The organism is Synechocystis sp. PCC 7339 (genome assembly GCF_019924095.1).
Classification (GTDB): Bacteria; Cyanobacteriota; Cyanobacteriia; order Cyanobacteriales; family Microcystaceae; genus Synechocystis.
This window is the reverse complement of sequence record NZ_CP063659.1, coordinates 2,816,754-2,834,682: the sequence shown is the minus strand read 5'-3', so window position 1 is coordinate 2,834,682 and position 17,929 is coordinate 2,816,754. Positions and strand designations below refer to the sequence as shown.

The window sequence follows — 17,929 nt, the reverse complement described above, 5'->3', positions numbered from 1 at the left end:
ACACCTATTCACTTCTATCTATTATCGATATCGATGCCGAAAATTTCCGCCCTAGCTAGTGATCCCTAGTCTACCCAAGGGCGATCGGACAACAAAAGCACTGGCTGGTCAGTCTGCCTCTTCCTGCAGAATCAGCCGCTCCTGAACTTTTCTTAGAGTACAAACTTGATTGGCGGGTAGACGGGGCAATGGCAACTCCAAATTCGGCCAGGATTCCACCTCAGCACAAGGACAAAGGCAACTGGGAATTTGGCTGCGAGATAGGGGCACGGGCAAGGCACAACGGGCACAACTGATAATTTCCCAATCGCCGCTGAGCAAGCTTTGTAGAGTTTGTTCCGTCCCTTCTAGGTAACAATCCTCCCGGCTACTAAGGATGAGTTGCCAACAGTCTTCAAAGGCTCGGGAAAATCTTTGTCCAGCAAAAATCGGGCTAGGCAAAACCACCGCGTCACTTTTGGGAAAGATTACTCCCCGGCCAAGTTGAAACCACTGGCCTAAATAGTTTTTAACTTCAATGGCATCTGCCATGGCGAATAATACTCCTGAAAAACCCAGAAGTTCCCTCCTGCTGTGCGCCTGGCCTCCATGTTAACGATTTCTGAGTGGGGACTGGCATTTGTTCACAACAACTTAACGATTGCTTCATTTTTCATAATCAGTCCCTCGATGGAGGCAAGGGTTTTCCCCATTGGCGTAGATCTACCGCATAACCACCAGTCACTAGATAAACTTGACCACACAATCCTCCCAATTGGCGAGTTAAAGCCCCCAAACGGTCTCGAAAAATACGTCCCAGGGCGTAGGCCGGAATCACCCCCCACCCCGTTTCTTCGGCAACGAAAATAATGGTGATGGGGACATTTTGCAAATCTGCCACAAAAGTAATGAAGTCTCTCTGCTTGGTCCGCCATTGGTCCGGGGACAACTCCAGGGTATTGGCTACCCAGCCCCCCAAGGAGTCCACTAGGGCACAACTTCCCGGCGGTAGGGTTGCTAAAGTATCGGTCAAATGCTGATCAACACAGACCGTTTGCCATTGGAGCGGACGGCGATCGCGATGTTGTTGAATACGGTTTTGCCAGTCTAGGTCGGCGGCATTTTCCTTCCCAGTGGCAATGTAGATAACTGATGGATGGTTTTGGCCGGCAAGATGTTCGGCCCATTCACTTTTACCTGAACGGCTGGGGCCGGTGACGAGGATAGGAAGGGCCATGAAGATGCGACGGTGGGGCGATCACAATTTTAGGAGACAGTTTAAAAAACGTTTCAAGAAATTGCTCTGCCACTATAGGCTAGGATCTTTGAGTCCCGATTATCACCCTCAGTGAATGTCCCCTCGCCAATTAAATTTTCTCAGTGCTTTCAGTCTCAGTGTGGCGATCGCCATTATTTATCACCAAGCCTGGGGCATCGTATTGGCCCAAACGGTACTGCCCAGTGAGGGAGCGGAAACAGGGACAATGACCGCAACTGCATCAATTAATCTTTTCCAGGCCTTTATATTGGGATTTATCCAGGGGGCAACGGAATTTCTCCCCATTAGTAGTACGGCACACCTAAAGGCGGTGCCCGTGGCCTTGGGTTGGGGAGATCCTGGAGTGGCCTTCACTGCCATTATCCAGTTGGGTAGCATTGCGGCAGTACTTTGGTACTTTTGGGGGGATTTGACCGCCATCACCAAGGGCATTATCAAGGCAGTGCAAACCCGCCAATATGATTCCCTCGAATTTAAATTAGGCTTAGGCATCGGTTTGGGCACCATTCCCATTGTCTTCTTTGGACTGCTAATGAAAGTGCTGGTCCCTGACCTGGACAATTCCCCTTTTCGTAGTTTGCCCACCATTGCTATTGCCTCCATTGTCATGGCATTGTTGCTGGCCCTGGCAGAAAAGTTGGGAACTCACCGCCGTCCTTTTGAAAAGTTACGTTGGCAGGATGGGGTGATTATTGGCATAGCCCAGGCTTTGGCTCTGATTCCTGGGGTATCCCGCTCTGGATCTACCTTAACGGCGGGTTTATTTATTAACTTGGAACGGGCCGCCGCTGCCAGGTTTTCGTTTTTGTTGGGCATTCCGGCCATTACCATTGCTGGTCTGGTGGAACTGAAAGGGGTAATGGACCAACATTTGGGCAACGATGCCATTTTGCCCCTTATTGTTGGTACCATCTCCTCTGCTATTTTTTCCTACCTGGCGATCGCCTGGCTAATCAAATTTTTGCAAAAACGCAGCACCTGGATTTTTGTTTGGTACCGTCTAATTTTCGGGATAATTATTCTGTTGACTTTGGCAATAAAAATTTGAACTTAAAATACAAGATTATCTTAATAAGAGACTAGTTCTTTAGGATTTTTTCTGGCATATCTACCCGCTTTTCAAACAAACACCTAATGGCCTGTTTTAAAAGCCCCCTTGCCCTCCAAATTTGGGAGGAAACTGAGTGAAAGTCCTCCAGTATTGCCGGAGCTTTAGTGAAGAAATTTAGGGGGCGCAATAAAACTTTCCAAACACGTTCTAAAGCCTGATATGAGCTTTAGCAAACGCTTGTTGAATTTGCTGAGCCAGATTAATGTTGCCAGAGGAGTTGGATTGTCGGTAAAGTTCTACTGCTTGGCGGTAATATTGAATAATTTCATGACTATGATCAATTATGCCTTGTTCTATCCCCATGGATAGCAACACCCAGCCTAAATTGTGGTACACTTCGGGTTGATTGGGGTTTAAATCAAGAGCAGATGTCAAATATTCCTTGGCTTCACTAAATTGTTTTTTTCTGCCTAACAAAGTACCGCAGCGAAAATAGACAAAGTAATTCTGAGGGAGTAAATTCAAATAGTTTTGATAGACTTGGATCGCTTCAGTTATTTTATTGATTTTTTCCAGCAAAATTGCTTCATTGAGCAGCGCCCAAGATAATTTGTCATTACTTCGGTTAGCTTGTTGAAAATAATCCAATGCTAATTGCCATTGTTGCTGTTTTGCTTTGTGCCAGGCTAGTAATGCCATTCCATGAACACTATTAGGTTCATCTTGGGCGTACTCTTCCAAACACCTTTCCACATCGAGGGCATGGGCAGTTAGTACAGATTTTTGTAAAGCGATCGCCAGATGGGGATAAAGCCAGCTATAGGTTTCGGGGCTGTAATGTTGTTGTTTAGCTTGAAAAATTGCCGGTCGAGCAAAACGAATAGTATTTTTCCATTGTTTTTGTGCAAAGGCAATCCAAGCTCCTATGGACAAAATAAAGGGAGTTTTTTCCAGGGCCATCGCCTTTTCAATGGCTTGACTGGCCAAAGACCACTGCCCCAGCTTGCCAGCAGCCCAGGCTAAGTTGGCCTGTAACCACCCTTCCCGGGGACTAATTTGAGTAGCTTGTTTAAGATAATTGAACGCACTTTGCCAATGGCCCCGCCGACAGTTAATTAAGCCTAAAATTCCTAAACAAAGACTATTGTTTCCATCTAATTGCAAAGCTTGAAAGGCCACAGTTTCCGCCTGCTCTTGGTTAAAGTAAACTAATATTGCCGCCAGTTCTGCCATTGCAACTGAATCATCAACGTTGGTTTGTAGGTGTTTATGATAAGCACTAATTGCTCCAGGAAAATTACGTTCATTGACCAACTGTCGGGCTTTTTTTAAACTAGGAGTTATAAAATTGCCTTCCAGAGCATCAATTAATTCATCGGCAGTTTGAAACCGTTCTTCCGCCTTCATTTTTAGTCCTGTTAGGAGTATAGATTCCATTTGGGGACTAATACTGGGATTTAAACTGCGGGGAGGTACTAATTCATCTTTTTGTATTCTCTCAATTGCTGAAGTCGGTAGCTGTCCCGTCAACAACTCGTACATGCTGGCACAGACAGAGTAAAAATCCATGCTGGGGGAACGTCTTGCGTAGGCAACAAATTGTTCGGGAGGGGCATAGCCAACAGCAGCGATCGCCGACATATTCTGAGTTTTATGGGCGATGTATTCCCTGGTGTTACCAAAATCAATTAAAACAGGTTCATCTTGAAGGTTAATAATAATATTGTCTGGTTTAATATCCCGATGTAGTAGATTTTTACCATGGGCAACTTGGAGAGCAGCGGCAACTTTAAGAAAATATTTTTTGACTCTAGATTCCGATAGTTTTTTTTCTTGTTTGAGAATTTTATCCAGGGTTTTACCCGGCACAAATTCCAGAATTATATAACCAGTATTATTTTCTTCGAACCACTCATAAGGTTTGACAATGTGCGGATGGGGCGAACAGCGGGCAATGCTTTCCCCTTCCTGCAGAAATTCCCGGATATATTCCTGACGATCCTGGGGGGAAACAGCATTAGACCAAATTATTTGATTCCCTTGACGGACAGAACGTTCTGGTAAAAATTCCTTAATTGCTACAGTTTCCCCGGTAGCAACTTTAACAGCTTTGTAGGCAATGCCAAATCCTCCCTGTCCCAAAGGATTTTCAATTCGATACTGTCCCTGTTTCAGCATTGTCTGGGGCCGCAGAGCCATGGGAAATTCAAAAACCGTACTATCTCCATTTTCATCAGCCAAACTATAACCACAGACGCTACAAGTAAGAGCGCCAGGGAAGTTTTCGATTAAACAGGCAGGGCAAAGAATGGTCATGGGAATAGCTACAGGTGGGGAAGCTCCATGGTTAGTTGTAGTGCCACTAGGGTAGCGTTATCGTTAGCGCCCCGTTTCAGCACTTGATCAATGGTCTGATTCACTGACATCTGTAAATTTTCAGCCTTGGTAAAGATGGTCGCCATTTCATCCCCGGAAACTAAGTCCCAAACCCCATCGGAACAAAGCAAAAGTACATCGCCATCTTCTAGGGTCAAATAATTATCCTGGCCAAAATGACTCAGGGTTTGCAGATGACCAGAGTTAAGTTGGGGTTGCCCCCCGAGGGATTTAGTCAAAACGTTGCGGTCAGGATGCTCCAGGCTTTCTTGATAGCTGATCTGCCCACTGTTGAGCAACATGGCCACCAGAGAGTGATCTTCGGACAGTTGACATATAAATCCCCGGCGAATGAGATAAATGCGACTGTCCCCAACGTGGGCAATGTGCAATTGCTGATTAACAGCCAACACAGTACTCAAGGTGGTGCCTCCATTCCTAACTTCGGCGGTGATATGCCGATTGGCCTGGTTAACCACTTCTCCTAACCAGTTTTGTCTTTCGAGGGCAATGTTAATTTTTTTTGGCAGACTGGCATTGATTAACGCATCAATAGCTAATTGACTGGCCACTTCTCCCTGGGCCATGCCTCCCATACCATCGGCGATCGCCGCTAAGAGAACTTGTGATTGACCTGTAACAGATTGCCTAATACCAAAATTATCCTCATTGTGGAGACGATGGAGAGAGAGTCCTACCGTGGAATAACTTGCAATCTGCCAAGTAAGATGAGGTTTCGCGAGAAGAGTGCGAGTTTCAATCAACAACTCCAAAAATTGCTCAACGCTGAAGCGTTCTTCGGGACTGGGGGCTAGGGCAATGGTTAGTAATTGGCGTAGTTTGGGCTGGAGGGGCAAAGACAGCTCGTCATACTGGCCCAAAGAAGTAAAATCCCGGGCTAAAAAATTAGCCGCTACTTCAGGAAAAAGAGCTTGTAGAAGGATTACACCGACAATATAGGTGCTGGTATGGGGGTGTAATGTTCCACCCGTAATTAATTCGGGTGGAAAATAGGTTCCCTGTAAACCAATCTCTAGGGGTTGATCAAGCCTATGTATAGCTGTCAAATCAAAGACGGTGAGGGGTGTGCCCATTTGCATAAATCGGGGGGCGATCGCCAACACACACCAGTTATGGCGGGCCAACAGGCAAAATAACTGACAAATTTGACCCGCTACCACAAGGGCTTCTGTAGGGGTATGCAGTTGTTTCAACCAATGTTTTAATGTTTTTTCTTCGTTTGGCAGTGTAGTTAACACTAGTAATAACTCGGTTTCTGAACCAATACCCAAGGGCTGTTCTGGATAAATTTCTTCTTCTAAGTAGTTAGTTTCAGTTTCAATTTTTATTTCTTTCACCTGACCCTGGTTTTCGGTGATAGCAATTTCTGATTGTGGGTCATCTGCTAGGTATAACTCGGTTAATGCCTCTTCCGATTCTTTAGGTATATCGACAAATTCATCAACAATTTCTTCCAGGGAAACTGAATTTTCTGGATTTTTTGTGACAACAGTATCTTGAACTCCAACTGGGGATTGTAGTTCCTCTATTTCTCTATTTTCGCTTTTTATTTCAGGTTCATTTCCAGGGTAAGATTTTATTGACATTCCTAGCAAAGGAGCGAGAAATTTTTGTGGGCCCAAAATTTTTCTCAATTCCTGTTCTTTCGACAACTCTCCATAGACACTACCAATTCGCAGTAATCCTATTTTTTCTTCGTTTATTTCGTTAATTAATCGAGCTTGATAGTATTCAACATTGTTAAAGTTACCCCAAAAAGCCTCGATCTTGACATCAATATCTCCGACTGTAATTATTTGCTGTTGCCACAAGTTATTGCTTTGCATAAATTAAGCCTTGTCAATCCTAAATTAACTAGGGAACAAAAGGAGAGAATAAGTTAGTTATTCCCTTGTTTGATTTAGTGAACCTTATTGTTGTCAATCCATCTGAAAAAGAAACCGAATTTTGGCGATCGCCACTTCATCTCCTGACCATAGTGGTTGAGGGGTTGTTATGCGAGCTCCGTAACGATTTTCTCCGGCTCTTTTGATAAACACTCCATTAGTGGAACCGAGATCCTTAATTTTCCAACTGCCTGATTCTTGGTAAATTTCAGCATGGTTGCGGGAAATGGTGTCATCCCCAGGGAAACCATCCAAATCTACTTCCACTGGGCCACTGTCCGGGTCAAAGCGGCCAATTAGACAACTGGTGCTATCCAATAAAAACTCGGCAATGGGGGCATTGGGTAATCGGGCAATCAATTTGGCCATGCCTAGGTCTGCTGTCCCCAGGCGATCGTCTGGCGTAGGGGAAGAGGTTGAAGATTTCAGGGGGATAGGGACGTTAGTCACTTCCGACTCGGTGATAGGGGGGGGAGGAGGAGCCAAAGGGGCGTCAAAATTAAGTTCCAGATCCGCGGCGATCGGTAAAGGCTCTGGAATAAGTGTTTCTGGTTCTGTCACCGGAGGGGAAGGTGGTAGAGGGGCGACTTGGCTTAGTTCCGAGCCACAGGCGGCACAAAATTCGACATCGGCAGGATTGGTATAGCCACAGGCTTCGCAGGTAATAGACATAAATTGTGTTTAAGTAAAGGTAAGTAAAGGAATGTGAAAAAATGGCTGGAGTAGCTGAAGAATCTGTCCCGTCAGGCGTAAAAACTCGATGGAGAAACTAAGTTCCCGTTAGTTGACGGATAGCATCCTGGGACAATTCTTCCCCTAAATTGTCATTGATACGAACAGTTTTACCTTTAGATCCAATCTTGACCGTTTTACGAAATTCGGGGGATAGTTTACGGGTTTTACGCAGTTCATCCTGGGCCTGACTCAGGGATTCCGTCAGAGAATCATTGCCCCACTTTCTGGTCATGCGAGTGGCAGTTTCTAGCAATTTTTCTGCCCTGATAGGATCGCTATCTACCACATCCATGGACTGTTTAACCAGGCCGGCCACATTGAGTTGTTGCACATAGGCCATCACTTCCGCATCCATTTGGGGAGTTACTGTCCCATTAACAAACTGGGCCACAATATTCTGGGGTGCTACTTCCTTACGTTGTTTTTTCCCGGGGACATCGTAGGTGAAACCCAATTGGGCAATACGTACCCGCGAAGCACTCCTACTTGCCACATCAAATTCTAAAATGAACACCGTTTCATCCCCAGCCATAATATTACCGATGAGATAGGGTTCTTGGACCATGGGATTCTCTACCACGGTGGGATAAACCTTGGCTAATCGCGTCAGTTTGACTCCCTGTACCGTTGCGACGGATAAGGCCATGTTGGTCACCACTTCTCTTTGGGCATCCCTGAAATCTCCCAAAATCTCCTTTGGTAAATCGGCGATCGCCACTTGGGTACCGGAGGCAGATTCGGCCACCACATGGCGCAACTTTCCTGCCGTGTTATCGCTCAGATACACCAATAAGTTCTCTTCATATTCCCCTACTCCCAGGGCAGAAATGGAAATGTTATTGCCACTGAAATCTTTAACAAAGTCCCGGCACAAATCCTCATCGAAAGTTTGACCATCGGTAAAAAGTAGTACTCGATTGACTGCCATCGATTGGGACGAGAGCAAATCAAGGACGTGGCGCATACCCAGACCAAGACGGGTGCCCCCAGAATAAAGGCGCAGTTGTTGAATGGCATCTTCCATTCTCTGGCGATCGCCAACGGGGGCAAGTTCCATCAGAGTAGACGCCTCATCATCAAAACGAATAATAGCTAAACGATCCTCTGCTTTGAATTGTTGGGACTGTATTAACTTTTGGAGAGACTCAATCACTAAATCCATTTTGGTCACGCCGCCGCTGACTTCCCGGTAGTCACAACCATCAACATTAAAAGTGCGGCCTGTTTCCTGAACATTTCCTCCCACTACTTCATACATGGAACCACTAGTATCAATTAGACATACATAATTGACGGGAGGTGATGTTTCCGCCGCTTCTTTGGTGGGGCGAACCTTGAGCATGGCAAACAATTTTTGATGGTCTTTGTCTGCTTCCAAAAACTCCCGGTTCAGAGTCAGAGTAAAGTTCAACATGATGCCTCGCTTATAGGGGGAAATTCAAAGGCGGAAAAGCTCCACCCTTGGGTTCAACGGAGGATAGATCTGGCTCTATCAGATCTGGAACAAGCTGGTAACCGGATTCAACGACTTGATTAATTTGAGCGTCAATCAAGAGGGAGAGCTTGAGTTTGATGGTAGTTTCCCTGTAACCCTGGCCTATGTCATCTTGCCAACGCTGGATAATTTGCTCCAGTTGTAGTGGAAGAATCTTATAAGTACCACTGCTCTTAAGTGATTTTAGCATACTTTTTTTGATCTCAGTGTCAAAAATTGTTGCAGGATTATTTTCTTGGTGAGGAGTTAAATCTAAGGCATACCGTAAAGATTCTCTATACAGATTATTGGTGGGCTCAACGGTGAGAGCATATTTGACCATAATCTAGGTTACCTTTTGCAAGTTAGAATTAATGAGTTGAACTTCAAAGGAGAGTTGATCAAATTTTCTCATGTCCCCACTTTTCAGCTCCTGTTTAAACTTTTTCATCGACTTTTGCTCGGCATAGGCAGGGTCAAATTCTAGATAAATTTTGTCCCCTTGTTGATAAATTTTTCCTGTTACGGGGGGATAACCGTGGTCTTTGCGTAGGTAAATATGAGCATCGGGGGAACTACCAAGAATTACAGCTTTTTCCCCAAGGGAAAGAACAGTTTTTTCCTTTGGTCCCCAATGCACCAGCACAGAGGCCTGGCGACTAATTTGCTCAATTAAAGCAATCATTAAGCCTAGGAAAAATCCAAGAATTGTCATTCCTAATAAACGACTAGGGGTCCCTAAAGAAACTAAATAAAGAACAGTAATAAATCCTAGGCAACCAATAAATCCGCCTAGACCACCCCCTAAAATTCCCCTGATCGGCTTTAGGTTTGGAATAACTAGGGAAGTCCCAGCTCCAATTATTACGCCCAAGATAGTCCAAGCAAGCAGTCGACTAATGGTAATTAGGGCAGGAAATTGACTAACTAGGGCAAATGCTAGTTGAGTTAATATTCCCGCAACAAGGCCTGCGATAAAGCCTCCTCCAACACCCAACCAAAGTTCTTTTTGCGAGATTAAACGTCGGTGACAATAGTGATTTTGCCCGATAATTAACGCTAAGCATACTCCAATTCCAATAAAGCCGGTCCAAACACCAATAATTACCAAGGATTTAAACAGGGAATTATAATCTCCAGCTTCTCCACTGGAACTAATAAGGCTATTAATAGCTGTTTGGGCGTTTTTAAAGGCTTCATTAAAGCCACCAGAATCTACAAAGAAAACTAAATCTGGATCTTGGGTTAGATCTTGCAGAAAATATATATCCGCATCGCCGGTGGCAATGGCCAAAATTTTAATTTGTTCATCTCTGGCATTGTTGCCTGCCATTAAAGTTTTCTCTATTTCTTCATTGACATCTGCCCCTGCATAGCCAGGTTGACCGTCCGTAAATAAAAGAATATTTTTCTTAGTTGAAAGACTGTTTTCTAGCTGTTCGACAGCAGCGTTAATACCCTGGTCCATAAGAGTGCCACCTCCATCATTAAGATTATCAATGGCATATTGCAAAGCTTCACGGTTATTGGTAAGGGTACTGCCAAGTTGAATATCGCTACTAAAGCCAATGACCGCAATCTCATCCCGAGTTAAATCTTGTCTTTCCACAAAGGCGATCGCCGCATTTTTAACTTCGGACAGCTTATCCCCACCCATACTGCCAGAAGTATCAATTAAAAGAACCAGTGCTTGAGCTGGGGGAGAGGCCGGGGGAAAGAGGGCGAAAAAAGGCTCTCCCAATAATAGGGCTGCTAGTAAGCATCCCAGTGCGCCATAGATAGCAAATAGTAAAGGTTTGTTATTAATTTGTCTGAGTTTGTTTAAGATTTTCATTTATTATGAAGCTTTGAAGCAAAAATAATCACAATTTAAGTTGATTTTTGTAAGTTAGGATTGCTAAGTCGAATTTCAAAAGAAAGTTTATCGAATCTTCTAATGTCCCCATTCTTAAGTTCCTGTTTAAATTTTTTCATCGATTTTTGCTTGGCATAGGCGAGGTCAAATTCTAGATAAATTTTTTCCTCTTGTTGATAAATTTTTCCTGTTATAGGGGGATAACCGTGGTCTTTGCGTAGGTAAATGTGAGCATCGGGGGAACTGCCAAGAATTACAGCCTTTTCCCCAAGGGAAAGAACAGTTTTTTCCTTTGGTCCCCAATGCACCAGCACAGAGGCCTGACGACTAATTTGCTCAATTAAAGCAATCATTAAGCCTAGGAAAAATCCAAGAATTGTCATTCCGATCAAGCGACCCAAACTATCCGCAAAGAAGAAAGAACTGACAATGAAACCAATACAGCCAATTATTCCACCTAATCCCCCCCCTAAAATTCCTTTAGTCATTTTCAGATTAGGAACAATAAATGACATGCCTACACCAATCATTATTCCCAGAATTCCCCAGGCAAATATCCTACTAATTTCTACGAAAATAATTGATTCTGTTATTGAACTTATTACTGAGTAAATAGCTTGAGCAATGGCACCAGATATAAGACCGGAGATAAACCCGCCCAATATTGCCAATATAACTTCAGATTTTGACATTAAGCGACGATGTAAATAATGATTTTGACCAATCATTATTCCTATTGATATACCTACGGATATTATTCCCATCCAAACACCAGTAAAAGCCATCATGTAAACAAAAGCACTCAATATTGATTCAGTGTTGCTAACTACATTTTCTCGAACAGAACTATAGACAAAGAAATTTAGGGGTTCTGCCAATAGCAAGTTCACGATTAAGCAACCTAAGGCGCCATAAATACCAAACATTAATGGTTTGTTATTCAGTTGTCTAATTTGTTCAAAAAATTGTTGCATTTTAATTACCTACCTCGTAGTTATAAATTTTCCAAACACCATTATCTTGTTCAAACCAGTAAGTTACATCTTTGGTATAGGCTCTGAATCCACCGGCACCACAGGCCTCACTAGAACCTTGAATTTTTAATCTTTCGGAAACACTGGCGTTGAGTATGGGCTTTTCCTCCGTATTGGAAAAAGAGTTGACGCCATTAACTCTTGAATAGTCATAGACATAATAACAGCCATTATCTTTTAACCAACCGGCAGAACCGCCATTATTATTCACTAAAACTCTGTTATACAATTCTCCAGTAGCTAATTGGGCAACTATATCTTGATCAAAAGGAGAAGCAAAAATTGTTGGTTTGGTGGCATACCAACTTTCGATAAGCGCAAGGGCTTGTTGTTGATTAAAACTAGCTTGGGTATCTTGCAAGCTGATAGTTACTTCTTGGGCATCACTGGCATTTTTGGCCATTACTTGCACAATATAATTACCATCCATTGGCAAAGAAATCCCATCTATTACCTGATTATTTGGAGTTAGAAGCCAGACACAGAGACTATCAGAATGGTTAAGTTTGACCTGTTGGGCTTGCCTGCCCGAGAAAATAAAACCAAGGTTTTCTCCTTTATCAATATCAACAGTAAATGTTTCTTCTGCTGGCCCTGGAGTTATTTGCTCTACCATTGCACTAGTTAGTTCTCCTTGGGGAGTGGTGCTACAGCTATCGTTGGCGATCGCCTGGTTGCTTGAGCCATATTCTTGGCATGCACTTAGTAGAGGGATGAATAATAATAAAATTCGAAAAATTTTTGATGGCATTGTCATACCTCAGGATGATGATTTACGATGAATCTGCCAACTGTTAATATCTTTATTCCAGAGCAAATAAATAAAAGATTTTTTATCATCAATTAAGCGTCCATCATTCATGAGATAACGGATTCTTACTTTTACCAAAGCCGAATCTTCATTTTGCCGTATTTCTCTGACTTCTAACAGTTGCACTACCTTAACTTTATTCCACCAATTTTGATAATCTTGATACGCAGTAGAGGAATCTTTGCTACTAATTTTTCTGAATTCATCACTTAATAATTCCCAGGCAGAGCTATATCTTGTGTCATTAATTTCTTGGTAATATTGGCTAATAAAATTCTCGGGACTAGAGCGAATTTGACTCGAATCAAGACTCAATTCTAATTGGAAATTTTGTCTGCCCTGACGAGAACTAATTTGCAGAATATAATTGCCATTTTTATCTATGTTTGAATCATTGATTAATTTGTTATCAGGACCATAAAACCAGATACAGAGATCTTGATCAGTTTGATATAGAAGTTTTTGTCCTTGTTTACCTGCAAAAAAATAGCCGATAGTAGTTTCGGGGCCAATGTCACCAGACTCAACCATTGGTTTTGCGGCTAGGTCTACTTCTTTGACTCCGTCATTAGTCAACATTAGTGGAGGTTGTTGGGGACATTGCTTTACTTGTTGCTCTTTGGCGGAATCTGGAGCCTGGCAACTAGACACAAGGGTAGCGACCATCGGCAAATAAAATTTTAGTGTTTTGGTATTTTTCCATGCATAAAAATACATTGACTACCTCAGATAAATAGTGGTTGGTTCCCCCACAACAGTACCGTTCATGCGCTCATTGACAAAATCAGCAAACTCTTGGGCCTTCTCCTGGGAAAGAAAAGAGGAAATTTGGACTAACTTTCGCCCGGTGTCAGGTTCTGTCTTTTGGTAAGCGTCCCCACAATAGTTAGTGATAGCAAATTGTAAGGAAGATGGACTATAAGAAATATTAACTGGATAAAATTGCACTGAGTCTACATCGGAAGCTTGGGGTTTTTGGTCACCACAGGTGGTCTGGGGAAAGGACTGGGACGCAAAATAATTCGGGCGCTGGAGACGGAATGACAGATTAAAATCTTCTTTTTTGAGCTTGGGCTGAATCTGGATTACGTAATTTCCGTCCATAGGCAGGGTAGTGGTAGTTACCAGTTGATTATTGGGGGCAAAAATCCACAGACATAGCCCTGGGTCAATGGCATAGTCGAGTTCATCCCCCTCTTTCCCCGTAAACTGATAGCCGATCGCCGTTTGGTGAATGGAGTCTTGCCGTTCAACTGATTCCCCCAAGGGATCGACAAGTTCTATGTTTTCAGCAAGTAGGGCAATGGTCGGATTCGGGGGGCATTGAGTTAGAGCGGAATTTTGTTCGCTATTTTCCATGGGGACACAGCCTGTCAATATGCCCAAGGCAAGGAATAGTAGTGAATAAAAGCGTTTGAAATTGAGCATAGGGATCAACCATCCATGGCTTCTTGTTTGAGGTGTTGTCCCCAAAAATAGAAAGGTAGAATGCCCCCCAAGCCGAGAATGATGAGCGTAATCACCACCATCCATACACGGATAGCTAGGGGAACACTACGACCAAAGGCTGGCATGATGTATTCCTTGGTCTGGGACAAAACTGGCTTAGCATTGGGGCTATCCACCACTTCCACCTGCACAGTATGACGGGAACCCCGTTCTGCATCGGGCTGTTCATAGGAAATTTCGTATTCCCCCAACAAAGAATTGAGAAATAAATTAAGGCTGTTGGCAATGTCATCTGCTCTGCCGGAGAATTCGGAGATGCCGCCGGTGGATTTAGCAATTTCCTGGAGCCGTTTTTCATCAACAAACTCATCTTCGGGAACTTTGCCCGCATTAATGTCCCCTTTAGTGGCGGGACGCCCCAATTTATATTTTTGTCCCAGTTGGGTCGCAGTTAGGCCGTAACCTAGGGTATGGACTGTAACTCCATCGGCCCTCTGCAGTTGTTTAAGTAAGCGATCAAAATCAGCCTGTTCGTTAGGGGCATTGTGATAACCATCGGAGAGCAAAATTACTGCCAGGCGGGGTTGGGGATCGTTGGTATTTTCTGGAACAGCAAAGCGAGGATCTTCACTATTAGTTAAAAACCGAATGGTTTGACCTAACGGCTCATAGAGATTGGTGGAAGCACAGGGAGAAGAATTGGCTAAAAAATCGAGATAGTTATCCAGCTTGAAGTCTCCGGCAGGGAAAAAGCTGTCAATGGTAGTGTCATTCATGGGGTAGCCTTGGCAATTAGCGCCGGGTTCCCCAAAAGGCACGATCGCCACTTGGGTATTGCCTCCTCGTTTGGCGGCTTGGTTATTGAATTCCCGCACAGCTTCAATTGCCCCTTGTAAGCGACTGACCCCGGTGCTATCTAAGGCATTCATACTACCGCTCATGTCTAATAGCACCACAATCCAAGCTGGAGGGGGAATTGACTCTTCCGGTGATTTCCAGTCGTTGGGGTTAAATTCCAGGGGTTCACCATCAACGGTGAGGCGGAAATTATCTTCCGTTAAGTCCAAGGCCGGGCGATCGCCGTCTTGGGTGGCTTTGACCCGCACAGTGACTTTTTCGTTGGTGTTAGAAGTTTCTGTCTGGGTGATTTCGACATTTTTCACCTGGGCTAGACAAATGCCGGGAAAAGCTAAAACAATCAAGCTAGATAGACTAAGCTTGGGGATCGAGGAAACGATTGTAGTACACAAAGCGGTAATACTTGTCTTCATTGATGCCGTCCTCATTGATAGAAAAAAAAGTGAGCAGATAGTTGTGTTTGAGGGAAATACTTTTTGCAGAATGAATTCTGGAGCCATTGATAGTAATGCCATCGATGGATTGAAGTTTTGGTTTTAGCAAAGCTTGACGATTTTCCATCACTAAATCAGCAACATGGGGGAAAATATCAGGAATGTAAATATCACTGTCAGGATCAGAGCCAATGGTCAGCGTTGCCTTAGCTGGAAGCTGAATTGATAAGCCTTCTTCGATAACATCCTCCTCTTCTCCTTCGATTTCTGGTAAAAATTTAAGGCTAGAGTTTTGAATTTTTGGTTTTTTCGGCCGTGTTGATGTTCTCCGGGCAGGTAATTGTTTCACTTTTTGCTTGATTAAACCTGCTGCTAGTTCTTCCTCTTCCCCATCTAACTCCTGCTCTGGCTCGATACCTGAATTAGCCTGGGTAATTTCTTCTTCGATAGTTAACACTGATTGAGCATAGGCAAATTCTCTGCCGGTATATTCAAAGCCAGCCCCAGCCCGCAGAGCGACAAGATAACTGGGGGATCCAGTAATGGCAAAGGTTAAGCCAAGCAAAAGTCCTAAAATGGCAAAACCGAGGGGATCTTCTACTAACCGAAAGCCACTGGGTAAGTTGGGGGTATTCCGAATTAATTCAAACAGTAGAGCCGCTATTAGGCTAGCTGTTGCGCCTCCCATCACACTGGCCCTAAATCTACGGCGAAATCTATGCTTATTCCCGGCTTCTACACTTTTCCAACGCCAGGTTAAGCCCTCGGCCATACCCACAGCAATGCCGATTAAAAGCCAGCTCAAAATTCGCACTAACCAACGGGGAATAGGAATGAAGGGAAAGAGCACTATTTGCGAAATTAGTCCCCCTACTAAGCCAAAGCCTAAACCTAAGCCCAGAGCAATTAGAATCGGAATAATGGCTTTCCGCAAGCATAATTTAGGACGGGTTGGACTGCTAACAAAAATTTCATTAAGTACCATCCCTGATGCTAAGGCGATCGCCATGCAGGGAAAGAGGACTATTTCTGGAAAACTACTGAGAAATCCCAGGTCGGTAAGAAGAAATTGACCCAAGTTCCAACCCAGCAGGGCAGAGGTTAAACCGGCGATTAGATAAAGATAAATTCTCATATTGTTTTAGGTTTTGTCATCTTAACAAGTCAAAATTTTATAAGGCTAAAAATTAACATAATTTAATTGCAATCCGAAACGGAATCTGGAAAATATTGACTCCCCAATTTTTGAACAGCGTCACATTTTAATCTAGTAGCAGTCTGTCCACCTGGACTCATTACTCCATTAACATTCAACTTTTTAGATGTTTGATATTTTTTTATAGCTTCTTTACCTTGGCTAATTGAGTAAATATAATCAAAGTTAGTAATGTTAGAATCTTTTTCTCTGATTATTTCAAGAATGGTCTCTTTAATTGCTTGTTCACCACTTCTTTGAGACTCAGGAGGAATCATTTCCTTAAGTTGACTGACTATTTGTCCTAAAGCAGTTTTGTTTGTTGTGTCAATGTCATTAGCAAGAGGTGAAACAGGAGCAAGTGGACTTTGCTGACTAGTACTTGTCGCCGGTGAAATGGTAACACACTTATTGTTGGAATCAATTTCTTTTGCTACTTGACAACTTAATTGCTGAATTGGCGTTGCATGTGGATTTTCTTTAAGCCCTTCCATTAGAACCGTTGCCACTGCTTGATTAATTTTTTTTCGATCTGGCTTTTCTTTTAAATTTTTTATTATTTCCTGCCCCATTACTTGGCTTGTAATAATTTCTAAAGAAGAATTGTAAGCTTTTGTTTTAAACCAACGATCAGAACTAAAACGAGTGACAAAAACAGAAATTAAGATTGTCATGAAAAGCAAAAATGAAGCTTCTGGATGAGTCAATCCACATTTTATAAAATCAGATTCTTTTTTTATTTTGTGTCCATAAATTATAATCCAATCATTATTAGGCTTATAGCCTGTTAATTTTTCAGATAACCTTTCAGGTACTGAGCCAACAGCTAGATAATAAAAAAATGATGCTAACTTATAATTGTTTATCTTTTCAAATAATTGAGAAATATTTAAATAGCTAGCATCTCCAACATTTTCATTGTTAAAGTCATCACTAATTCCAGTCCAAATATCATCCACAATTAATTCGCCAGTTATGATTTTTTCAAAATTAGTTTGAGATAGGTAACGATAGGAATGATGCCATAATCCATTTTTAAACGAAAAAAGCCAAACTAAGCCATCAATCAGGGCAACATTATCTTTAACTTGGGGGATGATTATCTGAACTCCTTGATAATTTTTTGTACATAAATTGGAATATTTGACAACGTCTTCTGCTAATATCTGGCTTTGGAATTGTTCAGCAATCTGAAAGTGATCAGACTGTTTTTTTCGGTCAGTTAGCCACAGGATAAACTCACCTAAAGTTTCCGGCAAAATAGTACTTCTCAAAGTTAATAGTCTAATCATTTCAGTACTGTAAAATTTTTGCTCAATGGCATCTTTTGCTCCTTGACTATCAAATAAATTCTCCCAAAAATAATTGTCAAACTCTGGATCAGAAAGTGCATCGTTAATAATCTGCAAATTGTCTTTATCCGCCCCACGCCGAATCAAAACTTTGATTGCATTTTTTATTTCTGGAAATAATTGTTTAATTGACATAATCA

Annotated in this window: 16 protein-coding genes; 1 reads left to right on the top strand and 15 read right to left on the bottom strand. The window is 42.8% G+C overall.

The annotated features are described in order from the left end of the window. Positions 1 to 108: 108 nt before the first annotated feature. Positions 109 to 531, bottom strand: coding sequence for a hypothetical protein (locus IQE94_RS13410; RefSeq protein ID WP_212721051.1), 423 nt, complete (start codon positions 529 to 531; stop codon positions 109 to 111). Positions 532 to 658: 127 nt separating this feature from the next. Then, positions 659 to 1,216, bottom strand: a complete 558-nt coding sequence (gene cobU / locus IQE94_RS13405; protein ID WP_212721052.1) for a bifunctional adenosylcobinamide kinase/adenosylcobinamide-phosphate guanylyltransferase — start codon at positions 1,214 to 1,216, stop codon at positions 659 to 661. Positions 1,217 to 1,331: 115 nt separating this feature from the next. Between cobU and IQE94_RS13400 the strand changes: the two genes are divergently transcribed. After that, positions 1,332 to 2,306, top strand: coding sequence for an undecaprenyl-diphosphate phosphatase (locus tag IQE94_RS13400; RefSeq protein ID WP_212721054.1), 975 nt, complete (start codon positions 1,332 to 1,334; stop codon positions 2,304 to 2,306). Between the two features lie 210 nt (positions 2,307 to 2,516). Here IQE94_RS13400 and IQE94_RS13395 read toward each other — a convergent pair whose 3' ends face one another. The 13 genes from IQE94_RS13395 to IQE94_RS13335 all read right to left on the bottom strand — a co-directional run bounded on the left by IQE94_RS13395 (position 2,517) and on the right by IQE94_RS13335 (position 17,924). After that, the gene (locus IQE94_RS13395) at positions 2,517 to 4,625 is read right to left on the bottom strand and encodes a serine/threonine-protein kinase (protein ID WP_223342126.1); all 2,109 of its coding nucleotides are present in this window, start codon (positions 4,623 to 4,625) and stop codon (positions 2,517 to 2,519) included. A gap of 8 nt (positions 4,626 to 4,633) precedes the next feature. Continuing rightward, complete coding sequence (locus IQE94_RS13390) at positions 4,634 to 6,532, bottom strand: PP2C family serine/threonine-protein phosphatase (protein ID WP_212721056.1); 1,899 nt, start codon at positions 6,530 to 6,532, stop codon at positions 4,634 to 4,636. A 93-nt stretch (positions 6,533 to 6,625) separates the two neighbouring features. Then, entirely contained in the window at positions 6,626 to 7,264 is a 639-nt protein-coding gene (locus IQE94_RS13385) for an FHA domain-containing protein (protein ID WP_223342125.1), read from the bottom strand. Between the two features lie 97 nt (positions 7,265 to 7,361). Further along, positions 7,362 to 8,741, bottom strand: a complete 1,380-nt coding sequence (locus tag IQE94_RS13380) for a VWA domain-containing protein (RefSeq protein ID WP_223342124.1) — start codon at positions 8,739 to 8,741, stop codon at positions 7,362 to 7,364. Positions 8,742 to 8,751: 10 nt separating this feature from the next. Continuing rightward, positions 8,752 to 9,144, bottom strand: a complete 393-nt coding sequence (locus IQE94_RS13375) for a hypothetical protein (RefSeq protein ID WP_223342123.1) — start codon at positions 9,142 to 9,144, stop codon at positions 8,752 to 8,754. A gap of 3 nt (positions 9,145 to 9,147) precedes the next feature. Beyond that, positions 9,148 to 10,635 (bottom strand): VWA domain-containing protein, encoded by a 1,488-nt coding sequence (locus IQE94_RS13370; RefSeq protein ID WP_223342122.1) that lies wholly within the window; start codon positions 10,633 to 10,635, stop codon positions 9,148 to 9,150. Positions 10,636 to 10,670: 35 nt separating this feature from the next. Next, positions 10,671 to 11,630, bottom strand: coding sequence for a hypothetical protein (locus IQE94_RS13365; protein WP_223342121.1), 960 nt, complete (start codon positions 11,628 to 11,630; stop codon positions 10,671 to 10,673). 1 nt (position 11,631) lies between these two features. After that, on the bottom strand, positions 11,632 to 12,441 hold the full coding sequence (locus IQE94_RS13360) for an ARC6/PARC6 family protein (protein ID WP_223342120.1): 810 nt from the start codon (positions 12,439 to 12,441) through the stop codon (positions 11,632 to 11,634). 9 nt (positions 12,442 to 12,450) lie between these two features. Beyond that, a complete protein-coding gene (locus IQE94_RS13355) occupies positions 12,451 to 13,167 on the bottom strand; it encodes a hypothetical protein (protein WP_223342119.1) in 717 nt (238 codons plus the stop codon). A 54-nt stretch (positions 13,168 to 13,221) separates the two neighbouring features. Beyond that, positions 13,222 to 13,929 carry a hypothetical protein gene (locus IQE94_RS13350; RefSeq protein ID WP_223342118.1) on the bottom strand — a complete coding sequence of 236 codons (708 nt, stop codon included), beginning with the start codon at positions 13,927 to 13,929 and terminating at the stop codon, positions 13,222 to 13,224. A gap of 5 nt (positions 13,930 to 13,934) precedes the next feature. Further along, positions 13,935 to 15,221 carry a vWA domain-containing protein gene (locus tag IQE94_RS13345; protein WP_223342117.1) on the bottom strand — a complete coding sequence of 429 codons (1,287 nt, stop codon included), beginning with the start codon at positions 15,219 to 15,221 and terminating at the stop codon, positions 13,935 to 13,937. Further along, entirely contained in the window at positions 15,163 to 16,377 is a 1,215-nt protein-coding gene (locus IQE94_RS13340; protein WP_223342116.1) for an FHA domain-containing protein, read from the bottom strand. The genes IQE94_RS13345 and IQE94_RS13340 overlap by 59 nt, the downstream gene beginning before the upstream one ends. 62 nt (positions 16,378 to 16,439) lie before the next feature. Then, a complete protein-coding gene (locus IQE94_RS13335; protein ID WP_223342115.1) occupies positions 16,440 to 17,924 on the bottom strand; it encodes a hypothetical protein in 1,485 nt (494 codons plus the stop codon). Positions 17,925 to 17,929: the final 5 nt, after the last annotated feature.

What these genes read in the sequence shown, in the direction of transcription:
- IQE94_RS13350 (WP_223342118.1), bottom strand. Translation starts at nt 13,929, where the DNA reads ATGCTCAATTTCAAACGCTTTTATTCACTACTATTCCTTGCCTTGGGC.
- cobU (WP_212721052.1), bottom strand. Translation starts at nt 1,216, where the DNA reads ATGGCCCTTCCTATCCTCGTCACCGGCCCCAGCCGTTCAGGTAAAAGT.
- IQE94_RS13400 (WP_212721054.1), top strand. Translation starts at nt 1,332, where the DNA reads ATGTCCCCTCGCCAATTAAATTTTCTCAGTGCTTTCAGTCTCAGTGTG.
- IQE94_RS13355 (WP_223342119.1), bottom strand. Translation starts at nt 13,167, where the DNA reads ATGGTCGCTACCCTTGTGTCTAGTTGCCAGGCTCCAGATTCCGCCAAA.
- IQE94_RS13375 (WP_223342123.1), bottom strand. Translation starts at nt 9,144, where the DNA reads ATGGTCAAATATGCTCTCACCGTTGAGCCCACCAATAATCTGTATAGA.
- IQE94_RS13380 (WP_223342124.1), bottom strand. Translation starts at nt 8,741, where the DNA reads ATGTTGAACTTTACTCTGACTCTGAACCGGGAGTTTTTGGAAGCAGAC.
- IQE94_RS13345 (WP_223342117.1), bottom strand. Translation starts at nt 15,221, where the DNA reads ATGAAGACAAGTATTACCGCTTTGTGTACTACAATCGTTTCCTCGATC.
- IQE94_RS13390 (WP_212721056.1), bottom strand. Translation starts at nt 6,532, where the DNA reads ATGCAAAGCAATAACTTGTGGCAACAGCAAATAATTACAGTCGGAGAT.
- IQE94_RS13335 (WP_223342115.1), bottom strand. Translation starts at nt 17,924, where the DNA reads ATGTCAATTAAACAATTATTTCCAGAAATAAAAAATGCAATCAAAGTT.
- IQE94_RS13365 (WP_223342121.1), bottom strand. Translation starts at nt 11,630, where the DNA reads ATGCAACAATTTTTTGAACAAATTAGACAACTGAATAACAAACCATTA.
- IQE94_RS13370 (WP_223342122.1), bottom strand. Translation starts at nt 10,635, where the DNA reads ATGAAAATCTTAAACAAACTCAGACAAATTAATAACAAACCTTTACTA.
- IQE94_RS13360 (WP_223342120.1), bottom strand. Translation starts at nt 12,441, where the DNA reads ATGCCATCAAAAATTTTTCGAATTTTATTATTATTCATCCCTCTACTA.
- IQE94_RS13340 (WP_223342116.1), bottom strand. Translation starts at nt 16,377, where the DNA reads ATGAGAATTTATCTTTATCTAATCGCCGGTTTAACCTCTGCCCTGCTG.
- IQE94_RS13395 (WP_223342126.1), bottom strand. Translation starts at nt 4,625, where the DNA reads ATGACCATTCTTTGCCCTGCCTGTTTAATCGAAAACTTCCCTGGCGCT.
- IQE94_RS13410 (WP_212721051.1), bottom strand. Translation starts at nt 531, where the DNA reads ATGGCAGATGCCATTGAAGTTAAAAACTATTTAGGCCAGTGGTTTCAA.
- IQE94_RS13385 (WP_223342125.1), bottom strand. Translation starts at nt 7,264, where the DNA reads ATGTCTATTACCTGCGAAGCCTGTGGCTATACCAATCCTGCCGATGTC.